This is a genomic window from Vulgatibacter incomptus (assembly GCF_001263175.1).
GTDB lineage: Bacteria > Myxococcota > Myxococcia > Myxococcales > Vulgatibacteraceae > Vulgatibacter > Vulgatibacter incomptus.
Genome location: NZ_CP012332.1, coordinates 446,005 through 466,727 on the forward strand (window position 1 = coordinate 446,005; position 20,723 = coordinate 466,727).

Here is a 20,723-nt window from a genome sequence, read left to right on the forward strand (position 1 = left end):
TAGATTCCCGCCCGTGCTGTCCTTTCGATCGATCCCAGTAGCCGCCGTCGCCGCTCTCCTCCTCGTCTCGGGGGAGGTGCGTGCCGGCTCTCCGGACGCGGGACCGGAGCTTCCCCCAGGTTTTTCTGCATCCGAGGACGACGGTCCTCCCGACGCATCTGCCGTCCTCGACGCCGAGGGTCAGACCGCGGCGGGCCCCGCGACCAAGGCGCCAGCGGCGAAGGCTGGAGCGCCGGAGGGCAAGGACAAGGCCCCGCAGGCGAAGCCCGGCGGGCCTGAGGCGAAGGGCGCGGAGCAGGCAGGAGCGCCTGACTCGCCTGGCGCCCCTGGGACGGTCCAGCTGGAAGGCCAGATGGAGGTCGTCCCTCCGGTTCCCCAGGGCCCGCCGCCCTGGGGCTCGCTCGCGATCCTGGGCAAGGAGGTCGCGCCTGGTGAAGTGCGCGAGCTCTCCCTGCGGATCAGCGAGTCGTTTTCGGGCTCAGGCGTCGAGATCCCGGTGGTGGCGATCCGCGGCGAGAAGCGCGGGCCGACCCTCTGCCTGACCGCGGGGATCCACGGTGACGAGCTCAACGGCGTGGAGATCGTCCGCGAGATGGTCGACCAGACGCGGGCGCGGGGCCTGGCGGGGACGATCATCGCCGTCCCGATCGCGAACCTCCACGGCTTCCAGGGCTCGTCGAGGTACCTGCCGGATCGCCGGGATCTCAACCGCTTCTTCCCGGGCAAGGCTCGAGGCAACACCGCGTCGCGGATCGCCTTCGAGATCTTCCAGAACGTGATCCGGCACTGCGACAAGCTGATCGACCTCCACACCGGGTCGTTCCACCGGAGCAACCTCCCCCAGATCCGCGCGGACCTGAAGGATCCCGGGAACCTCGCGCTCGCCAAGGCCTTCGGCGCCACGGTGATCGTCCACAACTCGGGAGGTAAGGGGACGCTGCGCCGGGCCGCCCAGGACGCGGGGATCCCCGCGATCATCTACGAGGCCGGCGAGCCGATGCGCTTCCAGGCCCAGGAGATCAAGCGCGGCGTCTTCGGCGTGCGGAACGTCCTCGTGAACCTCGGCATGATCAAGGGGAGCCGGGTGAACCTGGGCGAGCAGCGGATCTTCTACGAGACCCGGTGGGTGCGGGCGGAGCGCGGCGGGATCCTCGTGAACGAGGTCCGCCTGGGCGACGAGGTGCGCGAGGGCGACATCCTCGGCACCATCACCGACCCGATCCGGAAGGGAAAGTCGGTGGTGGTCTCGCCCTATCGAGGGCGGGTCATCGGCATGGTGCTGGCTCCCGTGATGATCCCGGGTTACGCCGCGTTCCACATCGGCATCCCGGGCAACAAGCCCGTGGACACCGACGACACGATCGACCAGGACCGTCCCGAGTAGCCGGGCGCATGGCGCCGCCACCTCTGGCGCCGCGACCCCGCCAGAGGGCCGGCCAAGGCAGCGATCGCCGGGCCCGGTCCTTCTGGGCCTGGCGTCGGGTCGAGAACGTCCCGGGCGCCGGACGAGGTCGACGCTCCATCGCTGGCGAGCGAGATTCAGCGAGGTTAGCCTCCGCGATCACCATGAAGGCATCCCAGATCGTGTTCCTCCTCGCCGTGTCGATCATCGTCGCCCTGGGCCACTGGTACCTGTGGATGCGCCTCGTGCGCGACCCGGGCTGGCCGGAGCCCTGGCCCCTCGTCGGCGCGATCGCGCTCATCGCCCTGGCGATCTACCTCCCGGCGGCCATCATCCTCGCGAGATGGCTCCCGAGGGACATCGCTGGCCCGACCACCGCCATCGCCTTCGTCTGGATGGGCTTCGGCTTCCTGCTGATCGCCGCCACCGTCGCCGCCGACGTCGCGCGCTGGCTGGGCCTGGGCGCCTTCTCGCTCTGGGCGCTGTTCTCGAAGGAGCCGGTGGACCCCGTCCGTCGGGAGCTCCTCGGTCGCGGCGTGGCCGCCACGGCCTCGATCCTGGCGGTGGGAAGCGGGGCGCTCGCCCTTCGCGGCGGCCTCGGCGAGGTCGACGTGGTCGAGGTGCCGGTGAGCCTGGGGCGGCTCCCCCGGCAGCTCTCCGGCTACACCATCGTCCAGCTCTCGGACGTCCACGTCGGACCGACCATCGGGCGGCGCTTCGTCGAGCAGATCGTCGCGAAGGCCAACGCCGAGCGCCCAGACGCCATCGTGATCACGGGCGATCTCGTGGACGGGCGCGTCGCGGAGCTCGCACGCCACGTGGAGCCGCTCGCCCGGCTGCAGGCCCGCCATGGGGTCTACTTCATCACCGGCAACCACGAGTACTACTCCGGCGTCGAGCCGTGGGTGGCCCACCTGAAGAAGCTCGGGATCCGGGTCCTCCGCAACGAGCGGGTCTCCCTCGGCGACGGCGCGGCCTCCTTCGACCTGGCCGGCATCGACGACCTCTGGGGCGCGCAGTTCGGCGAGGGCCAGGGCGCCGACATGGAGAAGGCGCTCGCGGGCCGGGATCCGGAGCGCGAGCTCGTGCTCCTCGCCCACCAGCCGAAGGCCATCGACCAGGCGGCGTCGCTCGGCGTGGGTCTCCAGCTCTCGGGCCACACCCACGGCGGCCAGATCTTCCCCTTCAACGCCGTGGTCCACTTCGCGCAGCCCTACGTGGCGGGCCTGCACCGCCACACCGAGGACACCCAGATCTACGTGAGCCGAGGCACGGGCTGCTGGGGGCCGCCGATGCGCCTCGGTGCGCCTGCCGAGGTGACGAAGATCGTGCTGGCATGACCGAGCTCGAGCTTCGTCGCCGCGAGCAGCACAAGCTCCGGCTCTCGTGGATGCCCTGGCTCTATTTCTCGCTAAAGCCCCACCAGCGGGCCTGGGCGGAGGAGTGGCAGCGGGAGGTCCAGCAGGCCTTCCGCGAGCTCGAGACGATCACCATCGCCGAGGGCTGCTTCGTGGCCCCGGAGGCGCGGCTCTTCGCCGAGCCTGGGCGGACCCTGGAGATCGGCCCCGGCTGCAGCATCGCGGCCGACGTCTTCGTCCACGGTCCGGCGGTGCTGGGCCCCGGGGTGAGCCTCAACGCCCGGGTGAGCCTGGACGGCGGCTCCGCGGGCATCTTCGTGGGGGAGGGCACCCGGATCGCCACGGGCGCCGCGATCTACGCCTTCGATCACGGGATCGCCCCCGACAGGGCCATCCGCTCGCAGCCGGTCCGCTCCAAGGGGATCCGGATCGGCGCCGACGTGTGGATCGGCGCGAACGCAGGCGTCACGGACGGCGTGACGATCGGCGACCACGCCGTGGTCGCGATGGGCGCGGTGGTAACGAGGGACGTGCCGCCCTGGGCGATCGTCGCCGGAGTGCCTGCCCGCGTGGTGGGCGACCGCCGCGAGAAGCCGACGATCGGCTAGCCCGCGGCGACTCTTCGGCGTCGATGCGCCAGCGCCGGGGCCGGGCGCTGCCGGAAAGGGACGGGCGGGCGAGCCTCCGGAATACTTCCGCCTCCTGCCTCGTCTGGGCGTTGTACCGTATTCGATTCGCGCCCCGGATCCGCTCGAGGGGGCAGACGGAGTCGACGTGAGCGTTCGCAGCTTTTCGATCGCGTGGGTGATCCTGGCCCTCGCCACCGCCGGTTGCGGCGGCTGCAGGAGCAAGGAAGCGGCCCAGGAGGCGACGGCCGCGGCCTTCCTCCCCGCGCGCCCGTCATCGGCGATCCTCGTCCCCGACCCGGCGAAGCTGGGCGAGACGGTGAAGGCGCTGGAGCAGACCCGCCTCGCCGGCCTCGCGGCGACGACGGTCCTGGGCGCCCGAGACGCGGGGGATCTCCTCCGCCCGATCACCCGCCAGCTCGGCTTCGATCCGCGGGAGCCGGGCGGCTTCGAGAAGACGGGGATCGACGGGCGCAAGGGCATCGCCTTCGGCGATGACGTCCTCGTGATCGGCGTCACGGATCGGGATCGCTTCGATCCCTACGTCGCTGCGCTCGCGAAGCGCCTCGGCGGCGAGACCCGGGGCAAGGAAACCTGGACCGGGACCCAGGAGGCGCCCGCCAACGTGGAGGTGACCACCTTCACCGACGCCTCCGGCAAGGTGCAGGTCGCGCTCGGCGTGAAGGACGGCTTCGCCGTGATCGGCAGCGGCGGGAGCGCGGTGGAGAAGGTGGGCGCCTCGCTCTCGCGGCCCAGGTCCCTCTCCCTCGACGCGAACCCCGCGTTCCGGAAGCTGCTCGGCCGCCTCGGCGAGCGCGACGTCTACGGCTGGCTCCCCGAGGGAATGGGCGCGGGACGGAACCGCCGCCTCGAGAAGGGCGCCGCCTTCGGCCTCCGCGCCGGGACCGGCGGCCTGAACGCGAGGGTGATCGCGTCGCAGGGAGCGCTGCAGCTCGCGATGATCCTGCCGATCGGCAAGCAGGCGGGGGCCGGGCTCGTTCCGCTCCTCCCGCCCGACGATCTGCTGGTGGTGCGGCTCGGCGGGGATCCCGTCGCCCTCTCGCCGGTGCTCGACTCGCTGCTGCCGCGCGGCCTCTCGAGGGCGCTGGTCGCGGCGGGGATCGATCCGACCACGGAGATCCTGAGCCAGCTCCAGCCGGGGATCGCGCTTGGCCTGGAGCTGAACCCCGCGATCGACCTCTCCGGCGGGATCCCCACCGATCCCTCGATCTCCTCCACCAACCCCTTCCGCTTCGTGAGGGCGATGATGGTCGCCCGCGTGAAGGATCCGGCGAAGGCGGCGGAGGTCCTCGGGAAGCTCGCGACGGGCGCCGAGCGCTTCCGCATGCAGATCGCCTCGGAGGAGAAGGACGGCGTGAAGATCTACCGCGCCACCTACGCCGCCGGCGAAGGCATGACGTGGGGGCTCGTGGGCGACACGCTCCTCGCGACGGGAGGCGGCGAGGAGATGTTCCAGAAGGGACTCGCGCGGGTGAGAGCTCGTGATGAAATCACGGGCTCTCGCGGAGCCGACGGCGGAGCAGACAAAAAGAAGAGCGGTTCCGCGCGGCGCGCGGCTGAAGAAGTCGGGCCCGCTTCTGCGGGGCCGATTTCTTCAAACGCTCTGCGGGCTTCTTCGTCCGGCGCAGAGAAGGCGGCGGGAGCGGCGAAGGCCGAGAACGTGGCGGCTCGGGCGGACGGAAAGGCCGACGGCTTCGCGATCGCCGAGCCCGGCGCCCGGCAGCTCTTCGACTCCGCGGGCTCGGCGGCCCACCTCGACGTAGCACGCCTCGCGGCCTCGCTCCGGGCCATCCCGCAGTCGGCCTTCGGCGTCGGCGGCTTCCGGATGAAGGAGCTCTTCCAGACCTGGGTCGATCTGCTCGACGAGGTGAAGGGCGTGACCGCGGCGCTGTCCATCGACGAGGACGGCGTGATCGTCGACATGGACGTGGGCCTCAAGTGAGCTTCCCGTGATTCGCCTCGAGAGCCTGACCAAGAGCTACCGCGACGGCGGGAACCGCTTCGACGTGTTGCGAGGCGTCTCACTCGGTGTGGAGGAGGGCGAGCTCGTGGCGGTGATGGGCGCCTCCGGCTCGGGGAAGTCGACGCTGCTCAACGTGATCGGCGGCCTCGACCGGGACTACGGCGGCAGCGCCGAGGTCCTGGGCCGCGACCTCTCGAAGCTCGGCGATCGCGAGCTCTCCCGCTACCGTAACGAGAGCGTCGGCTTCGTCTTCCAGTCGTTCAACCTCGTGCCCCCGCTGACGGTGCTGCAGAACGTGCTCCTGCCGGGCTACTTCGAGGGCGGAGGCGGGCAGCCTGCCGCCGCGGCGCGATCGTCGGCGCGAGACGCCCTCGCGCGCGTGGGCCTCGCCGGCAAGGAGGGGCGGCTGCCCGCCCGGCTCTCCGGCGGCGAGCGGCAGCGGGTGGCCCTGGCGCGGGCGCTCTTTCGCCGACCGCGCCTCGTGCTCGCGGACGAGCCGACGGGCTCCCTCGACGCGCAGACCGCCCGGGACGTGATCGACCTGCTGGTCGAGCTGAACGTGAAGGAGCGTCTCACCGTCGTGGTGGTGACCCACGACGAGCAGGTCGCGTCGAGGGCCCGCCGGATCCTGCGGCTGAAGGACGGCCTCCTAGTGGACGATCGGGAGCACGCGCGATGAGCGCTGGACGCTGGCTGCAGCTCGTCCTGGTGAACCTGGGCCGGGAGCTCCGCAGCAACCTGCTCTCCGTCTTCGGCGTCGCCGCGGGCATCGGCTCCCTGGTCTTCTTCGTGGCGCTCGGCCTGGGCGTCGGCGAGGTGGTGAAGACCCGGCTCTTCCCCGCGGACGCGCGCTTCGTGGAGGTGATCCCGCCGCGGGTCTCCGTGGGGATCTTTGGCGGCGCCAAGCTGGACGACGCGGCGGTGGAGAGGCTGCGGGCGCTCCCCGACGTCGAGGCGGGCTACCGGAAGATGACGCTCCGGATCCCGGCGATCAGCCGCTACGACGGGAGCTTCTTCGGCCAGCGCCTGCGGATGGGGCTGGAGATCCTGGCGGAAGGGGTCGATGGCGGCCTGATCGAGGCCGATCTTACACCGGGTGTCCGATTCGATGACCCGGAGGGAGACGAGCCGATCCCGGCGCTGGTCTCCACCCGGCTGCTCGAGATCTACAACAAGAGCTTCGCGCGGATGCGCGGCCTCCCATCGCTCTCGCCGCCGATGCTGCGGGGCTTCGAGTTCCCGGTGGAGCTCGGCCGATCCTACGTGACGGCCCAGGCGGCAGCCGGAACGCCGCTGCGCGCCCAGGCGCGGCTCGCCGGGATCTCGGAGCGCGCGATGCTCCAGGGGATCACCATCCCCCTCGAGACCGCCAGGCGGCTGAACGCCCGCTACGGCGAGGACGCCCGCGGCTACTCGGCGCTGGTGCTGGTCGCGCGCACGCCCGATCGAGTGCCCGCGGTCGCACAGGCGGTGCGGGATCTGGGCTTCGAGATCGACGACTCCGAGCGCGTCCTCGCCGAGAGGGTCGGCGCCGCGGTGGCGATCACCACCGCCGCCCTCGCGCTGCTCTCGCTGCTCATCTGCGGCCTGTCGGCGGTGAACATCTCCCTCTCGGCAGGGGCGGCCGTCCGCACCCGCACGCGGGAGATCGGCGTCCTGCGGGCGGTCGGCGCCACGGCCGGCGACGTCCGCCGCCTCTTCCTCGGCGAGGCGGCGTTCATCGGTCTCGCGGGAGGCGTGGCGGGCGGCGGGCTCGCGTGGGCCGTCGCCATCGGCGTCGACCGGGCCGCCCGCTCGTGGCTGCCGGACTTCCCGTTCAAGCCCGATTCGTTCTTCGCGTTCCCCGGCTGGCTCCTCGCCGGCGCAGTCGCCGCCGGCGTGGCCGCGGCCCTACTCGGGGCGTTCGTCCCGGCCCACCGGGCGTCGAAGCTCGATCCCGCCCGGGCCATCGGAGGCTGAGAGCTTGTGAAGAATTCACAAGCTCTCTCGAAGCCGGAGGCGAAGCAGACGAAAAGAAGAGCGTTTCCGCGCGGAGCGCGGCTGAAGAAGTCGGGCCCGCTTCTGCGGGGCCGACTTCTTCACACGCTCCGGACGATTCCCATGTTCATGGGCGCGACCTCGGAGTTTTGCCCAGGGCCATCGGGGTCCTGCCCAAGTTCTTCGGAGCAGATGCCGGAGAAGCGGGTTAGCATGGAGGCAAGTGGACCGCCTGCCGCCCCCAGGGGCGATGCCTCTTCCGGTCCCCCGATTGGCGGACGTCGTGTTGCGTGAGAAATCCTGCGGAGTGGTGCCGTTTCGCGAGGTGGACGGGAAGATCGTCTACCTCGTGATCTCATCCGCGGTGACCAAGCGCGAGCACTGGGAGTTTCCGAAGGGCGGCGTCGAGGAGGGGGAGCGGGAGGTCCAGACGGCGCTACGAGAGCTGCTGGAGGAGACCGGCGTCTCGGACGTGCGGCTGCTTCCCGGCTTCCGCGAGCCGATCCGCTACATCTATCGGCGCCCGGAAGGCCTGGTCTCCAAGCAGGTCGTGTACTTCATCGGCAAGGTCGGCAATCCGGCCGTGGTCCTGCGCGAGGTCGAGGCCAAGGACTACCGCTGGGCGGACTACGACGAGGCCTTCAAGCTGCTCCGGCACGCGAACGCTCGCATCCTGCTGGAGCGCTGCCACGCGTTCATCCGGGGCAGGCCGCTCCCGGCGAGGCCCCAGCGGCCCCGCCCGCCGGCCGCGGCCCAGCGGGTGTCGCCTCCTCCCGAGGCCCCGCCGAAGCCCTCCGCCCCCGAGGCGAAGGGTAGGCGCAGGCGCAGGCGTCGGCGCGGCTCGCAGCAGCCGGCTGCCCAGGGGGCGAAGTCGGGCGGGCAGGGCGCGGAGGCCAAGGGCGCCGCCGGGCGGAATCCCGCCTCGAAGCCGTAGGGCCGCTATCGCCGGCTGGAGCGCGGGTCGGTCGAAGCGGTCTGCACCCGGGCCCCGGGGGGAACGGGGATCATGAGCTCCTGCCCGATGCGGAGCCGCTTGGCGTCCAGGTGACGGTTGGCCTTCAGCATCGCGTCGACCGAGGTGGAGAACATCCGCGCGATGTGACCGAGCGTGTCGCCCTTCTGCACCTTGTAGCTGCGGAAGGTGAAGCGCTCGGAGGGCTTCACCTTGGCGAAGGCCTCTGCGAAGACCTCGCTCCGCCCCTTCGGGATCCGCAGGACGTACGGGCTCTCTCCCTTGAAGACGGGCGGGGTGGCCCACTGGCGCAGCTCGGGGTTGAGCAGGAGGATCTCGTCCACCGGCGTCCCGGCGCAGCGGGCGATCACGTCCAGGTCCGTGGCCGCCGGGATCTCCACCGTCTCCCATTCGAGGGGCGCCTCGGGCTGGATCCCGGTGAAGCCGAAGGACGCCGGGTGCTTGGCGATCAGCGCGGCGGCGAGGAGCTTGGGCACGTAGTGCCGCGTCTCCTTGCGGAAGGCGTCGTCGGTCTCGGCGAGGGACCAGAAGTCGGAGGTCCCGTACTTCTCGATGGCCCTGGAGACCTTGCCGGGCCCGGCGTTGTAGCCCGCCCACGCGAGGTACCAGTCGTCCCAGGCCGCGTAGAGGCGCTTTAGGAACTGGGCCGCCGCGTGGGTGGATTTGATGGGATCGCGGCGCTCGTCCACCCAGAAGTCGGTGCGGAGCCCGAAGCGCTTCCCCGTGGGCTCGATGAACTGCCAGGGTCCGACCGCCGACGCCCAGGACTTCGCGTGCATCGAGAAGCCGCTCTCGATCATCGAGAGGTAGACGAGATCCTCGGGCACCTGGTGGGAGCGGAGGATCGAGCGGAAGAGCGGGACCCAGCGGTTGGAGCGCTCCAGCCACTTGGCGAACCACTTTCGCCCGGGGCCCTGGAAGAAGGCGATGTAGTCGGCGACGGCGGCGTTGAACGACATGGGGATGTCGTAGCGGCCCGCCACCGACGCGAGGGGGAAGGGGAGCTCGCCGAGGCCAGCCTCGTCGAATCCCTCCACCTCCACGATGTCGGGGAAGCCCTGCAGGGTCGAACCGAGGGGACCGCGGAGCCGGCTGCGCCACGGGTTTCCGGCGCCGAGCTGCCGCACCAGCCTCGCGAGGTCGGCGGCGCCGTGGTTCAGCGCGTGGCCCTCCGCCGCCTCCATCTGCGCGAGCTCGTCGGCCGGGTCCTCCGCCGGCGCTGCCGCCAGCGCGGGCGCGGCGAGGGTCGTAGCGAGGACCGTGGCGAGGGCGCGCAGCGTGCGGTCTCGCGGAGTCCGGGCGAAGGGAGAGGGCTCGGCTGCTCGGCGGGCGATACGGAGGCGGACTCGTCGGAGCATCGGGTCAATCTCGCCCGGGGAGGGCGCGCAGGGGAATGGGGCCGGCTACTTCAACGGCTTGCCGTGGCCGGGGCCGAGGATCCGCGAGAGGTAGGCGGCGTAGTCGAACTGGGTGGAGTGCTCGGGCTTGTGGCACTCCAGGCACGTGGCCTCGGGGGTCTTGCGCACGAGCTTCACCTCGGTGGGCCGCGCCGCGTGGAGCGAGCCCGGCCCGTGGCAGGACTCGCAGGTGACGTCCTTGCGCCCCTCGACCTTGTCCACCCTGCAGGGACCGCCCGGCCTCTCCCAGCCGGTGACGTGGCAGCCGATGCAGGTCAGGTCGTACTGCTTGTTCGCCTTCTCGAGGGTCTCGTAGGCGTGGGCGTGGCGGGTCTGGTCCCAGAAGGCCTTCGCCGCGCCGTGGCAGGCGGCGCAGGTGGCCTGGCCCACGTAGCCCGCGGCGCCGGGGGCGGGCGCCTCGCAGGTCTTGTTCTGCGCCTGGGCCAGGGCGAGGTTGGCGACCGCGACGTCGTGATCGTAGCGGGTGAGGATCGCCTTCACCGCGGGATCGGAGGGGCGATCCTGGGTGATCGGGACGAAGCGGTAGGCGAGGTAGTTGCCGGAGGCGGGCGGCGTCGCGCCGGCGTCGGCCAGCTCACGCCGCCGGGCCCGGAGCTCGTCGACCTTGGCGCGGAACGGCGCGGCCTCCGCCGACTCGCCCATGAGCGCGATCCGCTGCTCGTAGGAGCGGATCCGCTCGCCGATCGACTCGATCTCCGCGTCGCGGACCTCCTCGCCGCCTGCGAGCTGGAGCGGGCCGGTGCCGCGGAGGACCACCTCCACCTGGAGCAGGCTCTGGGCCCGGGCCTGGACGAAGAAGACCGGCGTCGTCGCCGGGACGGCGCGGGAGGTGTCACCCTCGGCAATGCTACCGATGTGGCTCGCCACCACGAGATCGGCGCCCGAGTCGGGACCGAGCCTCGCCGCCCGCTCCCGCGTGGCGTGGAGGAGGAGCACCACCACCTCGGCGCCGGCCTTTCGCGACGCCTCGACCTCGCGGCGGATCGCAGGGGCGGGGTCGTCGCCTTCGAGCGCGTCGAATGGGACGAGGCCCACCTCGATCCCGCCGATCGTCCTTCGGGCCGGCTTCGGGAGGAGCACCTCCTTGGGGAAGAGCTCGCCGGACAGCTCGGGGAAGACGCGGTCGAGATCGAAGGTCGCCTTGGCCACCAGGCCCATCGAGAGGAGGGAGTCGGCCACCGCCTTCGCCCGGCGCCGGGCCTGGGCCTCGAAGTCGGCGGCAGGCTGCAGCTCGCTGAAGAGCGCGTCGCCGGCGTCGACGAGGGCCGCGCCGGGAACCTGCCTCACGTAGGAGGCCATGCGGTCGAGGCCGCCGCGCATGTCGACCGAGCAGCCGCAGGGCTCGACCTCGCCCCGGATGTCGGTGGTGAAGAGGAGGGTGGCCTTCCGCTCGGCACGGGCCTCGGCGGCTGGAACCTGGGCCTTGGAGGCGCACGCGAGGATGGCGGCGCAGGCGGTTAGAAGAGTTAGAAGGCGCATGCTCGAATGCCTGGCAGGCGGTTGGGCGAACGGCGAACGTCGTGGGGGCATTCCCGCTCTATCCGGGGAAGGTGGCCGGTGGCAAGCCGGGACGTCCTCCGGATGCCCCGAAAGCCGGGGGCTGGAGCGTCTCGCCAGGGGCCGCGTTCCCGAGAACCGCGGGAACGATCGAGCAGGTGTTGCGCATGTCCGGCCGTGCGGGCAGGATGCGCCGCTTCCGAGCCGCGCGGGCCCCCGGCGTGGCGAGAGGATCCAAGGGTGCGGGCGCTCCTGCGCACAGATCGGGCCGATGACGCGCTGGCGAGGGCCCTCGCGCAGGCGGGCTTGTACGTGGAGCGCGTCCCCGCCGACGAGGCGAAGGCGCGGTCCGCGCTGCCCGACGTCGCCGTGATCGACCCACGCCTGCTGGGCGGCGAGGCCCCGGCGCTTCCATGCGAAGCCGCTCCGCCGCCCGGCGAAGGCGCCTCCCTCGAGGAGCTCTGCTACCTCCGGCTGGTCGCGCTCCTCGATCGGTTGCAGGGCGGGACGCTGCCCGCTCTATTCTCCACCGTGATGGAGCAGACCGAGCGCGCGCTGCTCCGGATCGCCCTCGAGCGATCGGACGGGATCTCGGCGGCCGCCGAGATGCTCGGGATCCATCGCAACACCCTCTCGCGGCGCCTCGCTGATCTGGGGCTTCGCACTGCCAAGGCCGCGCAGGCGCACACCTTTCGGTCCCAGGGGGCGCGCTCCCAGGGGCCGCGCGCCCAGGGGGGCGCCGCCGAGAAGCCGAGCCGAGCCGTCCGCTCCGGGGCCGCTCGTGGTTCGGCGAAGCCGTCCCCCGGGGGCAAGCGGCGAAAGCCGGAATAGAAGTCACGATGCTCACCGCCTATCTCCTCGCGATCGCCGTCGGCGCGATGTTGACCGCAGCCGTCCCGGTCGCCTTCCCGCGCCTCCAGTCGCGGATGCACCTCTTCCTCTCCTTCTCCGCCGGCGTGATGCTCGGCGCGGCCTTCTTCCACATGCTCCCGGAGGCGGTCGAGTCGGGGGGGCTCGAGTCGCTCTACTGGTCGCTCGGCGGCTTCGTCTTCCTCTTCCTCCTCGAGCGCTACGTCCTCGTGCACTGGTGCAAGGAGGACGACGAGTGCGAAGTTCACTCTCCGCAGCACGAGCATTCACACGGAAAGACGGTGGGGACCGCGGCCTTCGTGGGGATGTCCCTCCACACCCTCACCGACGGCTTCGCCCTCGGCACTGCGATCGAGGCGGGGATCGGCGCGAGCGTCTTCCTCGCGATCCTCTTCCACAAGCTGCCGTCCAGCTTCTCGCTCGCCGCGATCCTGATGAGCGAGCGGAAGACGGCAGGCCGCACGGTCGCCTACACCACCGTCTTCGCGGCGATGCTCCCGCTGGGGGCGCTGCTTTACCTGGCCCTCGCCGGCGTGGTCCCCCACGAGGTCTTCGGCGCGAGGGCCCTGGGCTTCTCGGCGGGCACGTTCCTCCACCTCGCCGTGGCGGATCTCATCCCCGACCTGCACCGCCGGCGTCAGGATCGCCTCGCCCTCTCCATCGCGCTGATCGTCGGGATCGTGCTGATGTGGGCGGTGGGCCACTTCGGGCCGGCACACCAGCACTGATCCGCGTCGGCGGAGCCGAAGGCGGAGCAAACAAGAAGTGGAGCGTCGTCCGCGCGAAGCGCGGCTGAAGGAAACGGGCCCGCTCCTGGCGGGGCCGGTTCCTTCATACGCTCCGCGGGTGGTATCGTTCGGTGCAACTCCTGAACGAGGGATGCACCATGTCGAGGCGATTTCCACTCCTCCTTCTAGGCTTGCTCGGATTGCTCGCCGCATGCGGCTCGGACGATGACGGCGAACCCGTTCCGGATCCCGAGTGTGCGCTCGAGTCCGTCGACTTCCAGCCGACGGTGACGGAGGCGAAGAGCCGGCTGCAGGACGGCCGCTGGAAGCTCTGTTCCGGAGCCAAGATGGTGTCGGAAGGGGCTGGGATCCAGTTCACGGAGGGCTTCATGTGGGCCTTCCTCAAGGAACAGTCTGCAGGCGGCGCGCTGACCTGGCATCCCGATGGGATCGGGACGTCGTTCGACGTGACGAAGGAGGAGGGCAAGACGGTCATCAACCTGGTTTGGGGCGAGAACCGAAACAGGATGACCTCCAAGGCCTTCCCCACGTTCGACGCGGATCCGAACCGCCTCCGCATCGACTTCGGAAAGCCGGGGAAGAAGACGACCGCCTGGTACCTGAAGGTCCGGTAGCTTCGGGGAGCTACTTCAGCTTCTCGACGAAGAGCTGGGCCGCGCGGGCCATGAGCTCGCGCGGCAGGATCCTCGCGGCGAAGGGCGCGCCCTTGTTCGCGAGCCCCGGGACGACGACGCTCCTGCCCCCCTCGAGGCCGTGGAGGGACTGCTCGACGATGGCGGCAGCCGGGAGCACGCCGAGCCCCGGCAGGCGGGTGCCCGCCACCGCCTGGAACTCGGTGGGGGAGCCGCCGGGGCAGAGCGCCTGCACGCGCACGCCCAGGTCGAGGTTCTCCGACCAGAGCGCCTCCGAGAAGGAGAGCACGAACGCCTTGCTCGCCGCGTAGGCCGCCATGAGCGGAACCGGCTGGAAGGCCACCGCCGACGAGACGTTGATGACGCCCCCTTCGCCGCGATCCTGCATCGCGGGCAGGAAGAGGGCGGTGAGCTCCACGACGGCGTTCACGTTGAGCCGGACGAGGTCGAGCTGGCGCTCCGTGGGCAGATCCTCGAAACGGCCCTGGAGCCCGAAGCCCGCGTTGTTCACGAGGAGGTGGATCTCCCGATCGCGGCCCGCCTCGCGCCAGAGCGTCGCCGGCCCGAACGGTTGGCGCAGATCGACCGGGACCACCCGGGTCTCGACCCCGTGGGCCTTCGCGAGGGCGTCCGCCAGCGCCAGTAGGCGCTCCTCACGTCGGGCGGCCAGGACCAGGTGCATGCCCCGGGTGGCGAGGGCCCTCGCGAACGCCTCGCCGATCCCGGAGGACGCGCCGGTGATCACCGCCCAGCGATCCTTGTAGCTCCATGTCTTCATTTGTTCACAGGCCGTCGGCGCTCTTGTCCAGCTCGCGGCTGAAGTCCTTCCGCAGCTTGATGAGGTTGTCGAACTTCGCACCATCGCGGCCCGGAACGAAGTCGTTCTCTGGCTTTACCAGGTCGCCCTCGACCTGCGCGTCGTTGAAGTTGACCGCGGTGGACCGCTTCACCACGACCCGATCCGCCTCGTGGATCACTTTTTCGTCCGCCTTGGCAGGCAAGGCGAGCCCCCACACGGCAAGGCACGCCAGCAGGATCCCGACCCTCCTCATCGACGCCACCTCCTGCGTTCGAAGGTGGACGGTGTGTGCAGGGAATGCCCTCACCCACAGGGGGGTCGGGCATATCTCGCGCGCGCGAACGTTCCATCGCCCCGAAAGCATCCGGGCGACCGAGATTGGCGCCCGGGGGCACCCGGAGGCGCATTTGCCGCCGGGCACGGTGGAGGGTTGGAGTAGGATCCGCCCCCCAAAGGAGGTCGGAACGTGCACGCCGAGACGGACATCCGAGCCATCAACGAGCTCGTCCAGGCGGAGAGCGCCTTCATGGACGAGGTCCTCGCCCAGGCTGGGCGGGTCATCGTCGGCCAGCGCTACATGCTCGAGCGCCTGCTGATCGGGCTGGTGACCGGAGGCCACGTCCTCCTCGAGGGCGTGCCGGGCCTCGCGAAGACCCTCACGGTGAAGACCCTGGCCCGGACCCTGGACGCCAGCTTCCACCGGATCCAGTTCACGCCGGACCTCCTCCCCGCGGATCTGGTCGGAACCACCATCTACAACCAGGCGACGTCGTCGTTCACCGTTCGCCAGGGGCCGGTCTTCGCCAACGTGATCCTGGCGGACGAGATCAACCGCGCCCCGGCGAAGGTGCAGAGCGCGCTCCTGGAGGCGATGCAGGAGCGGCAGGTGACCATCGGGGACACCTCCTTCCCGCTCCCCAGGCCCTTCTTCGTGATGGCGACCCAGAACCCGGTCGAGCAGGAGGGGACCTACCCGCTGCCCGAGGCACAGGTCGATCGCTTCATGCTGATGGTGAAGGTCGGCTACCCGACCCGGGAGGAGGAGCGCGCGATCATGGATCGCATGGCAGGCGGGCCGGTGCCCGAGGTCAGCCCCGTGATCCGTCCCGACCGGATCGAGCAGGTGCAGAAGGTGGTCGACGGCATCTACGTGGACCCGCGGGTGAAGGACTACGTGGTGAACCTTGTGTTCGCGACGCGTGAACCGGAGAACGCCGGCCTGCGCGACCTCGCCGACTACATCGAGTACGGCGCGAGCCCCCGCGCGAGCATCTTCCTCCTCCGTGCGGCGAAGGCCCACGCGTTCCTGCGCCGGCGCGGCTTCGTTACCCCCGAGGACGTCAAGGCGGTCGGCCTGGACGTCCTCCGCCACCGGGTGATCGCCACCTACGAGGCGGAGGCCGAATCGGTGACGCCCGAGCGGATCGTGCAGCGGATCTTCGAGCGCGTCGAAGTGCCCTAGCGCATGATCTCCAAGGAGCTCATATCCCGGATCCGCCGGATCGAGATCACCACCCGGCGCGCGGTGAATGACACGCTGGCGGGGCAGTACTCGTCCACGTTCAAGGGACGGGGCATGGCCTTCTCCGAGGTGCGCCCCTACGAGCCCGGCGACGAGATCCGCACCATCGACTGGAACGTCACGGCCCGGCTCCAGGAGCCCCACGTCAAGGTCTTCACGGAGGAGCGGGAGCTCACCGTGATGCTCCTCGTGGACCTCTCGCGTTCGCAGGACTTCGGGACGGTGGAGAAAACCAAGGGCGAGGTGGCCGCGGAGGTGGCGGCGCTGCTCTCGTTCTCGGCGATCACGAACAACGACCGGGTGGGCGCGATCCTCTTCACCGACCGGATCGAGCGCTTCATCCCGCCGAAGAAGGGCCGCAAGCACGTGCTGGCGCTGATCTCCGAGCTGTTCACGGCGAAGCCCGAGGGGCGGGGGACGGACCTCGAGGGCGCGCTGGGCTTCCTCGGCAAGCTGCAGCGCCGGCGCACGGTGACCTTCGTCCTCTCGGACTTCCAGGTCCCCGGCGGGCCCGGAGCCGAGCGCGCCCTGCGGGTGGCGAGCCGGCGCCACGACCTGGTGCCGATCGCGATCACCGATCCCTTCGAGCTCGCGCTGAAGCCGCTGGGGATCGTGCTAATGGAGGATCCGGAGGACGGGCGGATCCTGCCGGTGGACCTGAGAGACGCAAAGGTCCGGAAGCGCTACCGCGAGGTGATGGAGAAGCAGGCGGAGCTCCGGGCGCGGCTCTTCCGCAGGCTGGACCTCGACCACGTGGAGATCCACTGCGGCGAGGACTACGTCGGCCCCCTGCTGCGCTTCTTCCACGCGCGGGCGAAGCGGAGGAGCCTCGCTTGAGGAAGAGGTCGTTCGGATCGGCCCGGCCGGCTCGGCCCGTGGCGCAGCTCGCGATGGCGCTCCTCGTGGCCCTCGCCGCGTCGACGGCCCGAGCCGAGGCGTCGACGGAGCAGCCGGAGGCGGTACCCCTTGGCCTGACAGCGAAGGCGGAGCCCTCCCGGGTCGCCCTGGGTCGGCCCTTCGTCTACGAGATCGAAATCCGGCACGAGCCCTCGGATCGCTACGAGCTCCCGAAGCCTCTCACCCTGGGCAATGCGTCCGTTCGCAAGGCCGAGACCGAGGCGAGCGAGGAGGGTGGCGTCGCGATCACCCGTTTCCGGATCGAGGCGTCGATCTTCGACTCCCTCGGAGACGCGGCGCTCCCGGACATCGTGCTCCAGGTCCGCTCGAAGGACGGCGCCAAGGTGCTGCGCGTCCCCGGTGCGCCGGTGACGATCGTCGGCAGCACCGAGGAGACCGAGCTCGCCGGCTCGAGACCTCCACAGGAGGTGCGAGTCCCCTCTTACACGCTGGTCTGGATCGGGCTCGGCGCTGGTGTCGCGATCGCCCTCGCGGTCGCGGTGTGGCGGCGGCTGGCGCGAACGAAGGCCGGCGGCGAAACGCTGCCCCGGCAGAGCGCCGAGGAGCGGGCGCTCGCGGCCCTGCGGGATCTCGAGGGCCTCGGGCTCGCCTCGGCGGGCAAGGGGCGGGAGCACTATTTCCGCCTCTCGGAGGTGATGCGCTCCTATCTCCTAGAGGCGGCCGGGATCGCCGCCCCGGACATGACGAGCGAAGAGCTTCGCGCCGCCCTCGAGAAGCAGCACGTGCCGGGCCTGGCGGTCCCCGCGTTCGAGCTCTGGCTCGGACGCGCGGATCTCGCGCGCTACGCGGGGGCGACGGTGATGGCGGAAGACGCGGCGGCCGATCTCGGCCACGCCCGCGAGATGGTCCAGGCAGTGGCCGCGGCGATCCGCGAGGTGGAGCGGAGCGCGGAGGGAGCCGAGGCCGCGATAGGGGGCGATCCACGATGAAGCTCGGAGGCTACGAGCTGGCCGAGCCATGGGCGCTCCTCCTGCTCCTGGCGGTGCCGCTGATCGTCTGGGCGGCGCGGGCCGGCGCACGGCGAACGCCCAGGCTCGTGTTTCCGCCGCTTCTCGCCGTTGCCCAGGCGGGCCGCGGCACCCTCGCGCGCCTGCGCTGGATCCCTACCGCGCTCGCCGTTCTTGCGGTGGGCGCCGCCGCGATCGCGCTGGCGAGGCCGGTGGGCCACGCGGCCGAGGCCCGCGACCTCTCGGTCGAGGGGATCGACGTCGTCGTGGCCCTGGACCTCTCCAGCTCGATGAACGCGGTGGATTTCCAGCCGAAGGATCGGATCCACGCCGCCAAGGAGGTCCTCGACGACTTCGTCTCGCGCCGTCGGAACGACCGGATCGGCCTCGTGGTCTTCGCCGGGGAGGCCTACACCCAGTGTCCGCTCACCCTGGATCACGGAGTGCTGCGCGAGATCCTCTCCCAGGTGCGGATCGGCGCGATCCCCGACGGCACGGCGATCGGCAACGCGATCGGCACCTCGCTCAACCGCCTCCGCGACAGCGACGCGAAGAGCCGCGTGGTCATCCTCATCACCGACGGTGACTCGAACGCGGGCAGCATCTCGCCGATGGAGGCGGCGGGGATGGCGAAGGAGCTGGGGATCCCGGTCTACACGATCCTCGTGGGCAGGGTCTGCGACGATCCGGAGGGCTGCCGGGTCCCGTTTCCCGCGGGAATGGACGTCTTCGGGCATCAGGTCTTCAACAACGTGAAGGTCGCCGTGAACCCCGCGCTCCTCGAGGACATCTCCCGCACCACCGGCGCCTCGTCCTACATCGCCACCGACAAGGCCTCTCTCGAGGGAAACCTGCAGCAGGTCCTGGCCGAGCTCGAGAAGACGCGGATCGTCGAGGCCCGGCAGCTCTCCAACGTCACCGAGCTCTTCGATCTCTTCCTCCTGCCGGCGCTCCTCCTCGGCTGCCTCGAGGTCGTCCTCTCGGCGACTCGCTTCCGGCGGTTCCCATGAGCATCGACCCCATCGACCTCCATCTCCTCGGCGAGTCGCTGCGGATCGCGAGGCCCGACAGGGCCTGGCTCGTGGCGGCGGTGCTCGCGTGCGCGCTGGTCGGGGCCTGGGGGATCGTTGCGAGGCGCAGGGCCCTGCGGGAGCTCGCCGGCACGGAGCGGCTCGCGGCGAAGCTCGGCGGCGGTGTCTCGGTTGGCCGCATGATCGCGAAGGCCGCCCTCGGCTCGCTCGGCCTGCTGGCCCTCTCCCTCGCCCTGCTGCGGCCGCAGCTCGGCGAGAAGGCGGACGTCGCCCACCGCCGCGGCATCGACCTCGTGGTGGCCGTGGACGCGTCGCGGTCGATGCTCGCCCGCGACGTGCTGCCCTCGCGCATCGAGCGCGCCAAGCTGGAGCTCCAGACCCTCATCGACAGGCTCCAGGGAGATCGAGTGGGCCTGGTGACCTTCGCCGGCGACGCGTTCGTGCAGTGCCCGCTCACCACGGACTACGGCGCGGCGAAGCTCTTCCTGCGCGCGATCGATCCGGAGGCCATGCCCTCCCAGGGTACCGCTCTGGCGGAGGCGCTCCGGACGGCGGGGAGCATGTTCCGGGCGGCGGATCGCGGCGCGGCGTCGAAGGTGGTGCTGCTCCTGACCGACGGCGAGGACCACCAGGGCGAGGCCCAGGCAGCGGCGGAAGCGCTCGCCAACGACGGCGTGAGGATCTTCGCGCTGGGGATCGGCTCGGACCAGGGGACGCCGGTGCCGATCCTGGATTCGAGGGGGAAGATCGTCGGCTACCGGAAGGATCACCAGGGAAACACCGTGATGTCGAAGCTCGACGACGGTCAGCTCCGCGCCCTCGCTGCCGCCACCAAGGGGACCTACGTGGCGGCTGCCGGCGCCGACCTGGGGATGGGCGAGCTGGTCGCCGCGCTCCACAAGCTCGAGAGGAGCGAGCTCGATGCGGTGTCCGGCTTCCAGTACGGCGAGGCGTTCTCCTACCTCGCGCTGCCGGGCTTCCTGTTCCTGGTGGCGGGCGCGCTCCTCCGCGAGCGGGGGAGGGACGAGTGAGGTGGCTCGCGATCGGATGTCTGCTCTTCTTGCCGGCGATCGCGGGAGCGGGGCTCCTGGACAAGCCGGAGCCGGAGATCGCCGCGGGCAACCAGGCGTTGGCGGCCGGCGACGCGGAGGCGGCGCTCCGGCACTACGACGAGGCGGCCCGCGCGCATCCCGAGCTGGGCGAGGTCCACTTCGACCGCGGAACCGCGCTCCACGCCCTGGGGCGATACGAGGAGGCGGTGGAGGCGTTCACGCAGGCGCTCTCGCGTCGGAGCATCGGTGCTCTGGGTGTGAATGATTATTACAACATGGGCAACTCCCTCGCGGCGATGAACAAGCCGGACGAGGCGATGCAGGCGTTCCGGCACGCGCTGGAGATCGATCCGGACGACGAGGAGGCGCGGCGGAACCTCGAGGTGCTCCTTCGACGGAAACAGGAGCAGCAGAAGCAGAACCAGCAGAACCAGGACGAGCAGCAGCAGGATCAGCAGCAGCAGGACGAGCAGAAGCAGGCGCAGCAGCAGGATCAGCAGCAACAGGACGAGCAGAAGCAGGCGCAGCAGCAGGATCAGCAGAAGCAGGACGAGCAAAAGCAGGCGCAGCAGCAGGATCAGCAGAAGCAGGACGAGCAGAAGCAGGCGCAGCAGCAGGATCAGCAGAAGCAGGACGAGCAGAAACAGGCGCAGCAGCAGAATGAGCAGAAGCAGGACGAGCAGAATCAGGCGCAGCAGCAGGACCAGAAACAGGACGAGCAGAAGCAGGCCCAGCAACAGGACCAGCCGCAGCCGGACCAGCAGCAGGAACAGCAGGCGCAGGCTCGCCAGCAGGATCCGCAGGAGGCCTCCGGGGCCGCCCACGGCGACGAGGGCACCGAGCCCGAGCACTCGCGCACCGAGGCTGAGCGGATCCTCGACACCCTGCGCGGAAGCGAGCGGAGCTTCCAGCTCTGGCGCTACCAGAAGAAGGGGAAGCACACCGATGCGGAAAAGGACTGGTAGCGC

The 20,723-nt window shown here is 70.7% G+C and carries 20 protein-coding genes; 16 read left to right on the top strand and 4 right to left on the bottom strand.

The genetic code is table 11. The features are described 5' to 3' along the window. The first annotated feature begins 13 nt into the window (after positions 1-13). The 7 genes from AKJ08_RS01745 (at position 14) to AKJ08_RS01775 (ending at position 8,281) form a co-directional block, all read left to right on the top strand. A complete protein-coding gene (locus AKJ08_RS01745; protein ID WP_050724480.1) occupies positions 14-1,384 on the top strand; it encodes a succinylglutamate desuccinylase/aspartoacylase family protein in 1,371 nt (456 codons plus the stop codon). 182 nt (positions 1,385-1,566) lie between these two features. Beyond that, positions 1,567-2,742: a metallophosphoesterase gene (locus AKJ08_RS01750; protein ID WP_050724481.1), complete on the top strand. Its 1,176-nt coding sequence runs from the start codon at positions 1,567-1,569 to the stop codon at positions 2,740-2,742. Further along, a complete protein-coding gene (locus AKJ08_RS01755) occupies positions 2,739-3,368 on the top strand; it encodes an acyltransferase (protein ID WP_050724482.1) in 630 nt (209 codons plus the stop codon). The genes AKJ08_RS01750 and AKJ08_RS01755 overlap by 4 nt, the downstream gene beginning before the upstream one ends. Positions 3,369-3,534: 166 nt before the next feature. Then, on the top strand, positions 3,535-5,349 hold the full coding sequence (locus tag AKJ08_RS01760) for a hypothetical protein (RefSeq protein WP_050724483.1): 1,815 nt from the start codon (positions 3,535-3,537) through the stop codon (positions 5,347-5,349). A gap of 7 nt (positions 5,350-5,356) precedes the next feature. Beyond that, complete coding sequence (locus tag AKJ08_RS01765; RefSeq protein ID WP_050724484.1) at positions 5,357-6,049, top strand: ABC transporter ATP-binding protein; 693 nt, start codon at positions 5,357-5,359, stop codon at positions 6,047-6,049. After that, positions 6,046-7,329: an ABC transporter permease gene (locus AKJ08_RS01770; protein WP_050724485.1), complete on the top strand. Its 1,284-nt coding sequence runs from the start codon at positions 6,046-6,048 to the stop codon at positions 7,327-7,329. Before AKJ08_RS01765 ends, AKJ08_RS01770 begins: the two co-directional genes overlap by 4 nt. Before the next feature lie 304 nt (positions 7,330-7,633). Then, positions 7,634-8,281, top strand: a complete 648-nt coding sequence (locus AKJ08_RS01775; protein ID WP_169788729.1) for a bis(5'-nucleosyl)-tetraphosphatase — start codon at positions 7,634-7,636, stop codon at positions 8,279-8,281. Positions 8,282-8,286: 5 nt separating this feature from the next. Here the strand turns inward: AKJ08_RS01775 and AKJ08_RS01780 are convergent, their stop codons facing one another. Then, positions 8,287-9,678: a lytic transglycosylase domain-containing protein gene (locus AKJ08_RS01780; RefSeq protein ID WP_050724487.1), complete on the bottom strand. Its 1,392-nt coding sequence runs from the start codon at positions 9,676-9,678 to the stop codon at positions 8,287-8,289. A 45-nt stretch (positions 9,679-9,723) separates the two neighbouring features. Next, entirely contained in the window at positions 9,724-11,217 is a 1,494-nt protein-coding gene (locus AKJ08_RS01785; protein ID WP_050724488.1) for a multiheme c-type cytochrome, read from the bottom strand. Positions 11,218-11,475: 258 nt separating this feature from the next. On the opposite strand from AKJ08_RS01785, the gene AKJ08_RS19000 reads away from it, so the two are divergent. The 3 genes from AKJ08_RS19000 to AKJ08_RS01800 all read left to right on the top strand — a co-directional run bounded on the left by AKJ08_RS19000 (position 11,476) and on the right by AKJ08_RS01800 (position 13,468). Next, positions 11,476-12,066, top strand: coding sequence for a helix-turn-helix domain-containing protein (locus AKJ08_RS19000; RefSeq protein ID WP_169788730.1), 591 nt, complete (start codon positions 11,476-11,478; stop codon positions 12,064-12,066). 8 nt (positions 12,067-12,074) lie between these two features. Further along, positions 12,075-12,833, top strand: coding sequence for a ZIP family metal transporter (locus AKJ08_RS01795; protein ID WP_050724489.1), 759 nt, complete (start codon positions 12,075-12,077; stop codon positions 12,831-12,833). A gap of 200 nt (positions 12,834-13,033) precedes the next feature. Then, on the top strand, positions 13,034-13,468 hold the full coding sequence (locus AKJ08_RS01800; RefSeq protein WP_050724490.1) for a hypothetical protein: 435 nt from the start codon (positions 13,034-13,036) through the stop codon (positions 13,466-13,468). A gap of 10 nt (positions 13,469-13,478) precedes the next feature. Here AKJ08_RS01800 and AKJ08_RS01805 read toward each other — a convergent pair whose 3' ends face one another. Next, entirely contained in the window at positions 13,479-14,264 is a 786-nt protein-coding gene (locus tag AKJ08_RS01805; protein ID WP_050724491.1) for an SDR family NAD(P)-dependent oxidoreductase, read from the bottom strand. A gap of 4 nt (positions 14,265-14,268) precedes the next feature. Further along, positions 14,269-14,538, bottom strand: a complete 270-nt coding sequence (locus AKJ08_RS01810) for a hypothetical protein (RefSeq protein WP_157370407.1) — start codon at positions 14,536-14,538, stop codon at positions 14,269-14,271. A 273-nt stretch (positions 14,539-14,811) separates the two neighbouring features. On the opposite strand from AKJ08_RS01810, the gene AKJ08_RS01815 reads away from it, so the two are divergent. Genes AKJ08_RS01815 through AKJ08_RS01840 form a run of 6 tightly spaced genes read left to right on the top strand, consistent with a single transcriptional unit; the run spans position 14,812 to position 20,720 of the window. Continuing rightward, positions 14,812-15,747, top strand: a complete 936-nt coding sequence (locus tag AKJ08_RS01815; RefSeq protein WP_050727397.1) for an AAA family ATPase — start codon at positions 14,812-14,814, stop codon at positions 15,745-15,747. A 3-nt stretch (positions 15,748-15,750) separates the two neighbouring features. Beyond that, entirely contained in the window at positions 15,751-16,644 is an 894-nt protein-coding gene (locus tag AKJ08_RS01820) for a DUF58 domain-containing protein (RefSeq protein WP_050724493.1), read from the top strand. Further along, positions 16,641-17,654, top strand: coding sequence for a hypothetical protein (locus tag AKJ08_RS01825; RefSeq protein ID WP_050724494.1), 1,014 nt, complete (start codon positions 16,641-16,643; stop codon positions 17,652-17,654). The genes AKJ08_RS01820 and AKJ08_RS01825 overlap by 4 nt, the downstream gene beginning before the upstream one ends. Further along, the gene (locus AKJ08_RS01830) at positions 17,651-18,682 is read left to right on the top strand and encodes a VWA domain-containing protein (protein WP_050724495.1); all 1,032 of its coding nucleotides are present in this window, start codon (positions 17,651-17,653) and stop codon (positions 18,680-18,682) included. Before AKJ08_RS01825 ends, AKJ08_RS01830 begins: the two co-directional genes overlap by 4 nt. Further along, positions 18,679-19,734, top strand: a complete 1,056-nt coding sequence (locus AKJ08_RS01835) for a VWA domain-containing protein (RefSeq protein WP_050724496.1) — start codon at positions 18,679-18,681, stop codon at positions 19,732-19,734. The genes AKJ08_RS01830 and AKJ08_RS01835 overlap by 4 nt, the downstream gene beginning before the upstream one ends. Beyond that, positions 19,731-20,720, top strand: coding sequence for a tetratricopeptide repeat protein (locus AKJ08_RS01840; protein WP_050724497.1), 990 nt, complete (start codon positions 19,731-19,733; stop codon positions 20,718-20,720). Before AKJ08_RS01835 ends, AKJ08_RS01840 begins: the two co-directional genes overlap by 4 nt. Positions 20,721-20,723 lie beyond the last annotated feature (3 nt).

Excerpts from the sequence above, each read along its gene's own strand:
- AKJ08_RS01750 (WP_050724481.1), top strand. The coding sequence starts at position 1,567 with ATGAAGGCATCCCAGATCGTGTTCCTCCTCGCCGTGTCGATCATCGTC.
- AKJ08_RS01755 (WP_050724482.1), top strand. The coding sequence starts at position 2,739 with ATGACCGAGCTCGAGCTTCGTCGCCGCGAGCAGCACAAGCTCCGGCTC.
- AKJ08_RS01770 (WP_050724485.1), top strand. The coding sequence starts at position 6,046 with ATGAGCGCTGGACGCTGGCTGCAGCTCGTCCTGGTGAACCTGGGCCGG.
- AKJ08_RS01780 (WP_050724487.1), bottom strand. The coding sequence starts at position 9,678 with ATGCTCCGACGAGTCCGCCTCCGTATCGCCCGCCGAGCAGCCGAGCCC.
- AKJ08_RS01785 (WP_050724488.1), bottom strand. The coding sequence starts at position 11,217 with ATGCGCCTTCTAACTCTTCTAACCGCCTGCGCCGCCATCCTCGCGTGC.
- AKJ08_RS01795 (WP_050724489.1), top strand. The coding sequence starts at position 12,075 with ATGCTCACCGCCTATCTCCTCGCGATCGCCGTCGGCGCGATGTTGACC.
- AKJ08_RS01805 (WP_050724491.1), bottom strand. The coding sequence starts at position 14,264 with ATGAAGACATGGAGCTACAAGGATCGCTGGGCGGTGATCACCGGCGCG.
- AKJ08_RS01810 (WP_157370407.1), bottom strand. The coding sequence starts at position 14,538 with ATGAGGAGGGTCGGGATCCTGCTGGCGTGCCTTGCCGTGTGGGGGCTC.
- AKJ08_RS01815 (WP_050727397.1), top strand. The coding sequence starts at position 14,812 with ATGGACGAGGTCCTCGCCCAGGCTGGGCGGGTCATCGTCGGCCAGCGC.
- AKJ08_RS01820 (WP_050724493.1), top strand. The coding sequence starts at position 15,751 with ATGATCTCCAAGGAGCTCATATCCCGGATCCGCCGGATCGAGATCACC.
- AKJ08_RS01830 (WP_050724495.1), top strand. The coding sequence starts at position 17,651 with ATGAAGCTCGGAGGCTACGAGCTGGCCGAGCCATGGGCGCTCCTCCTG.
- AKJ08_RS01835 (WP_050724496.1), top strand. The coding sequence starts at position 18,679 with ATGAGCATCGACCCCATCGACCTCCATCTCCTCGGCGAGTCGCTGCGG.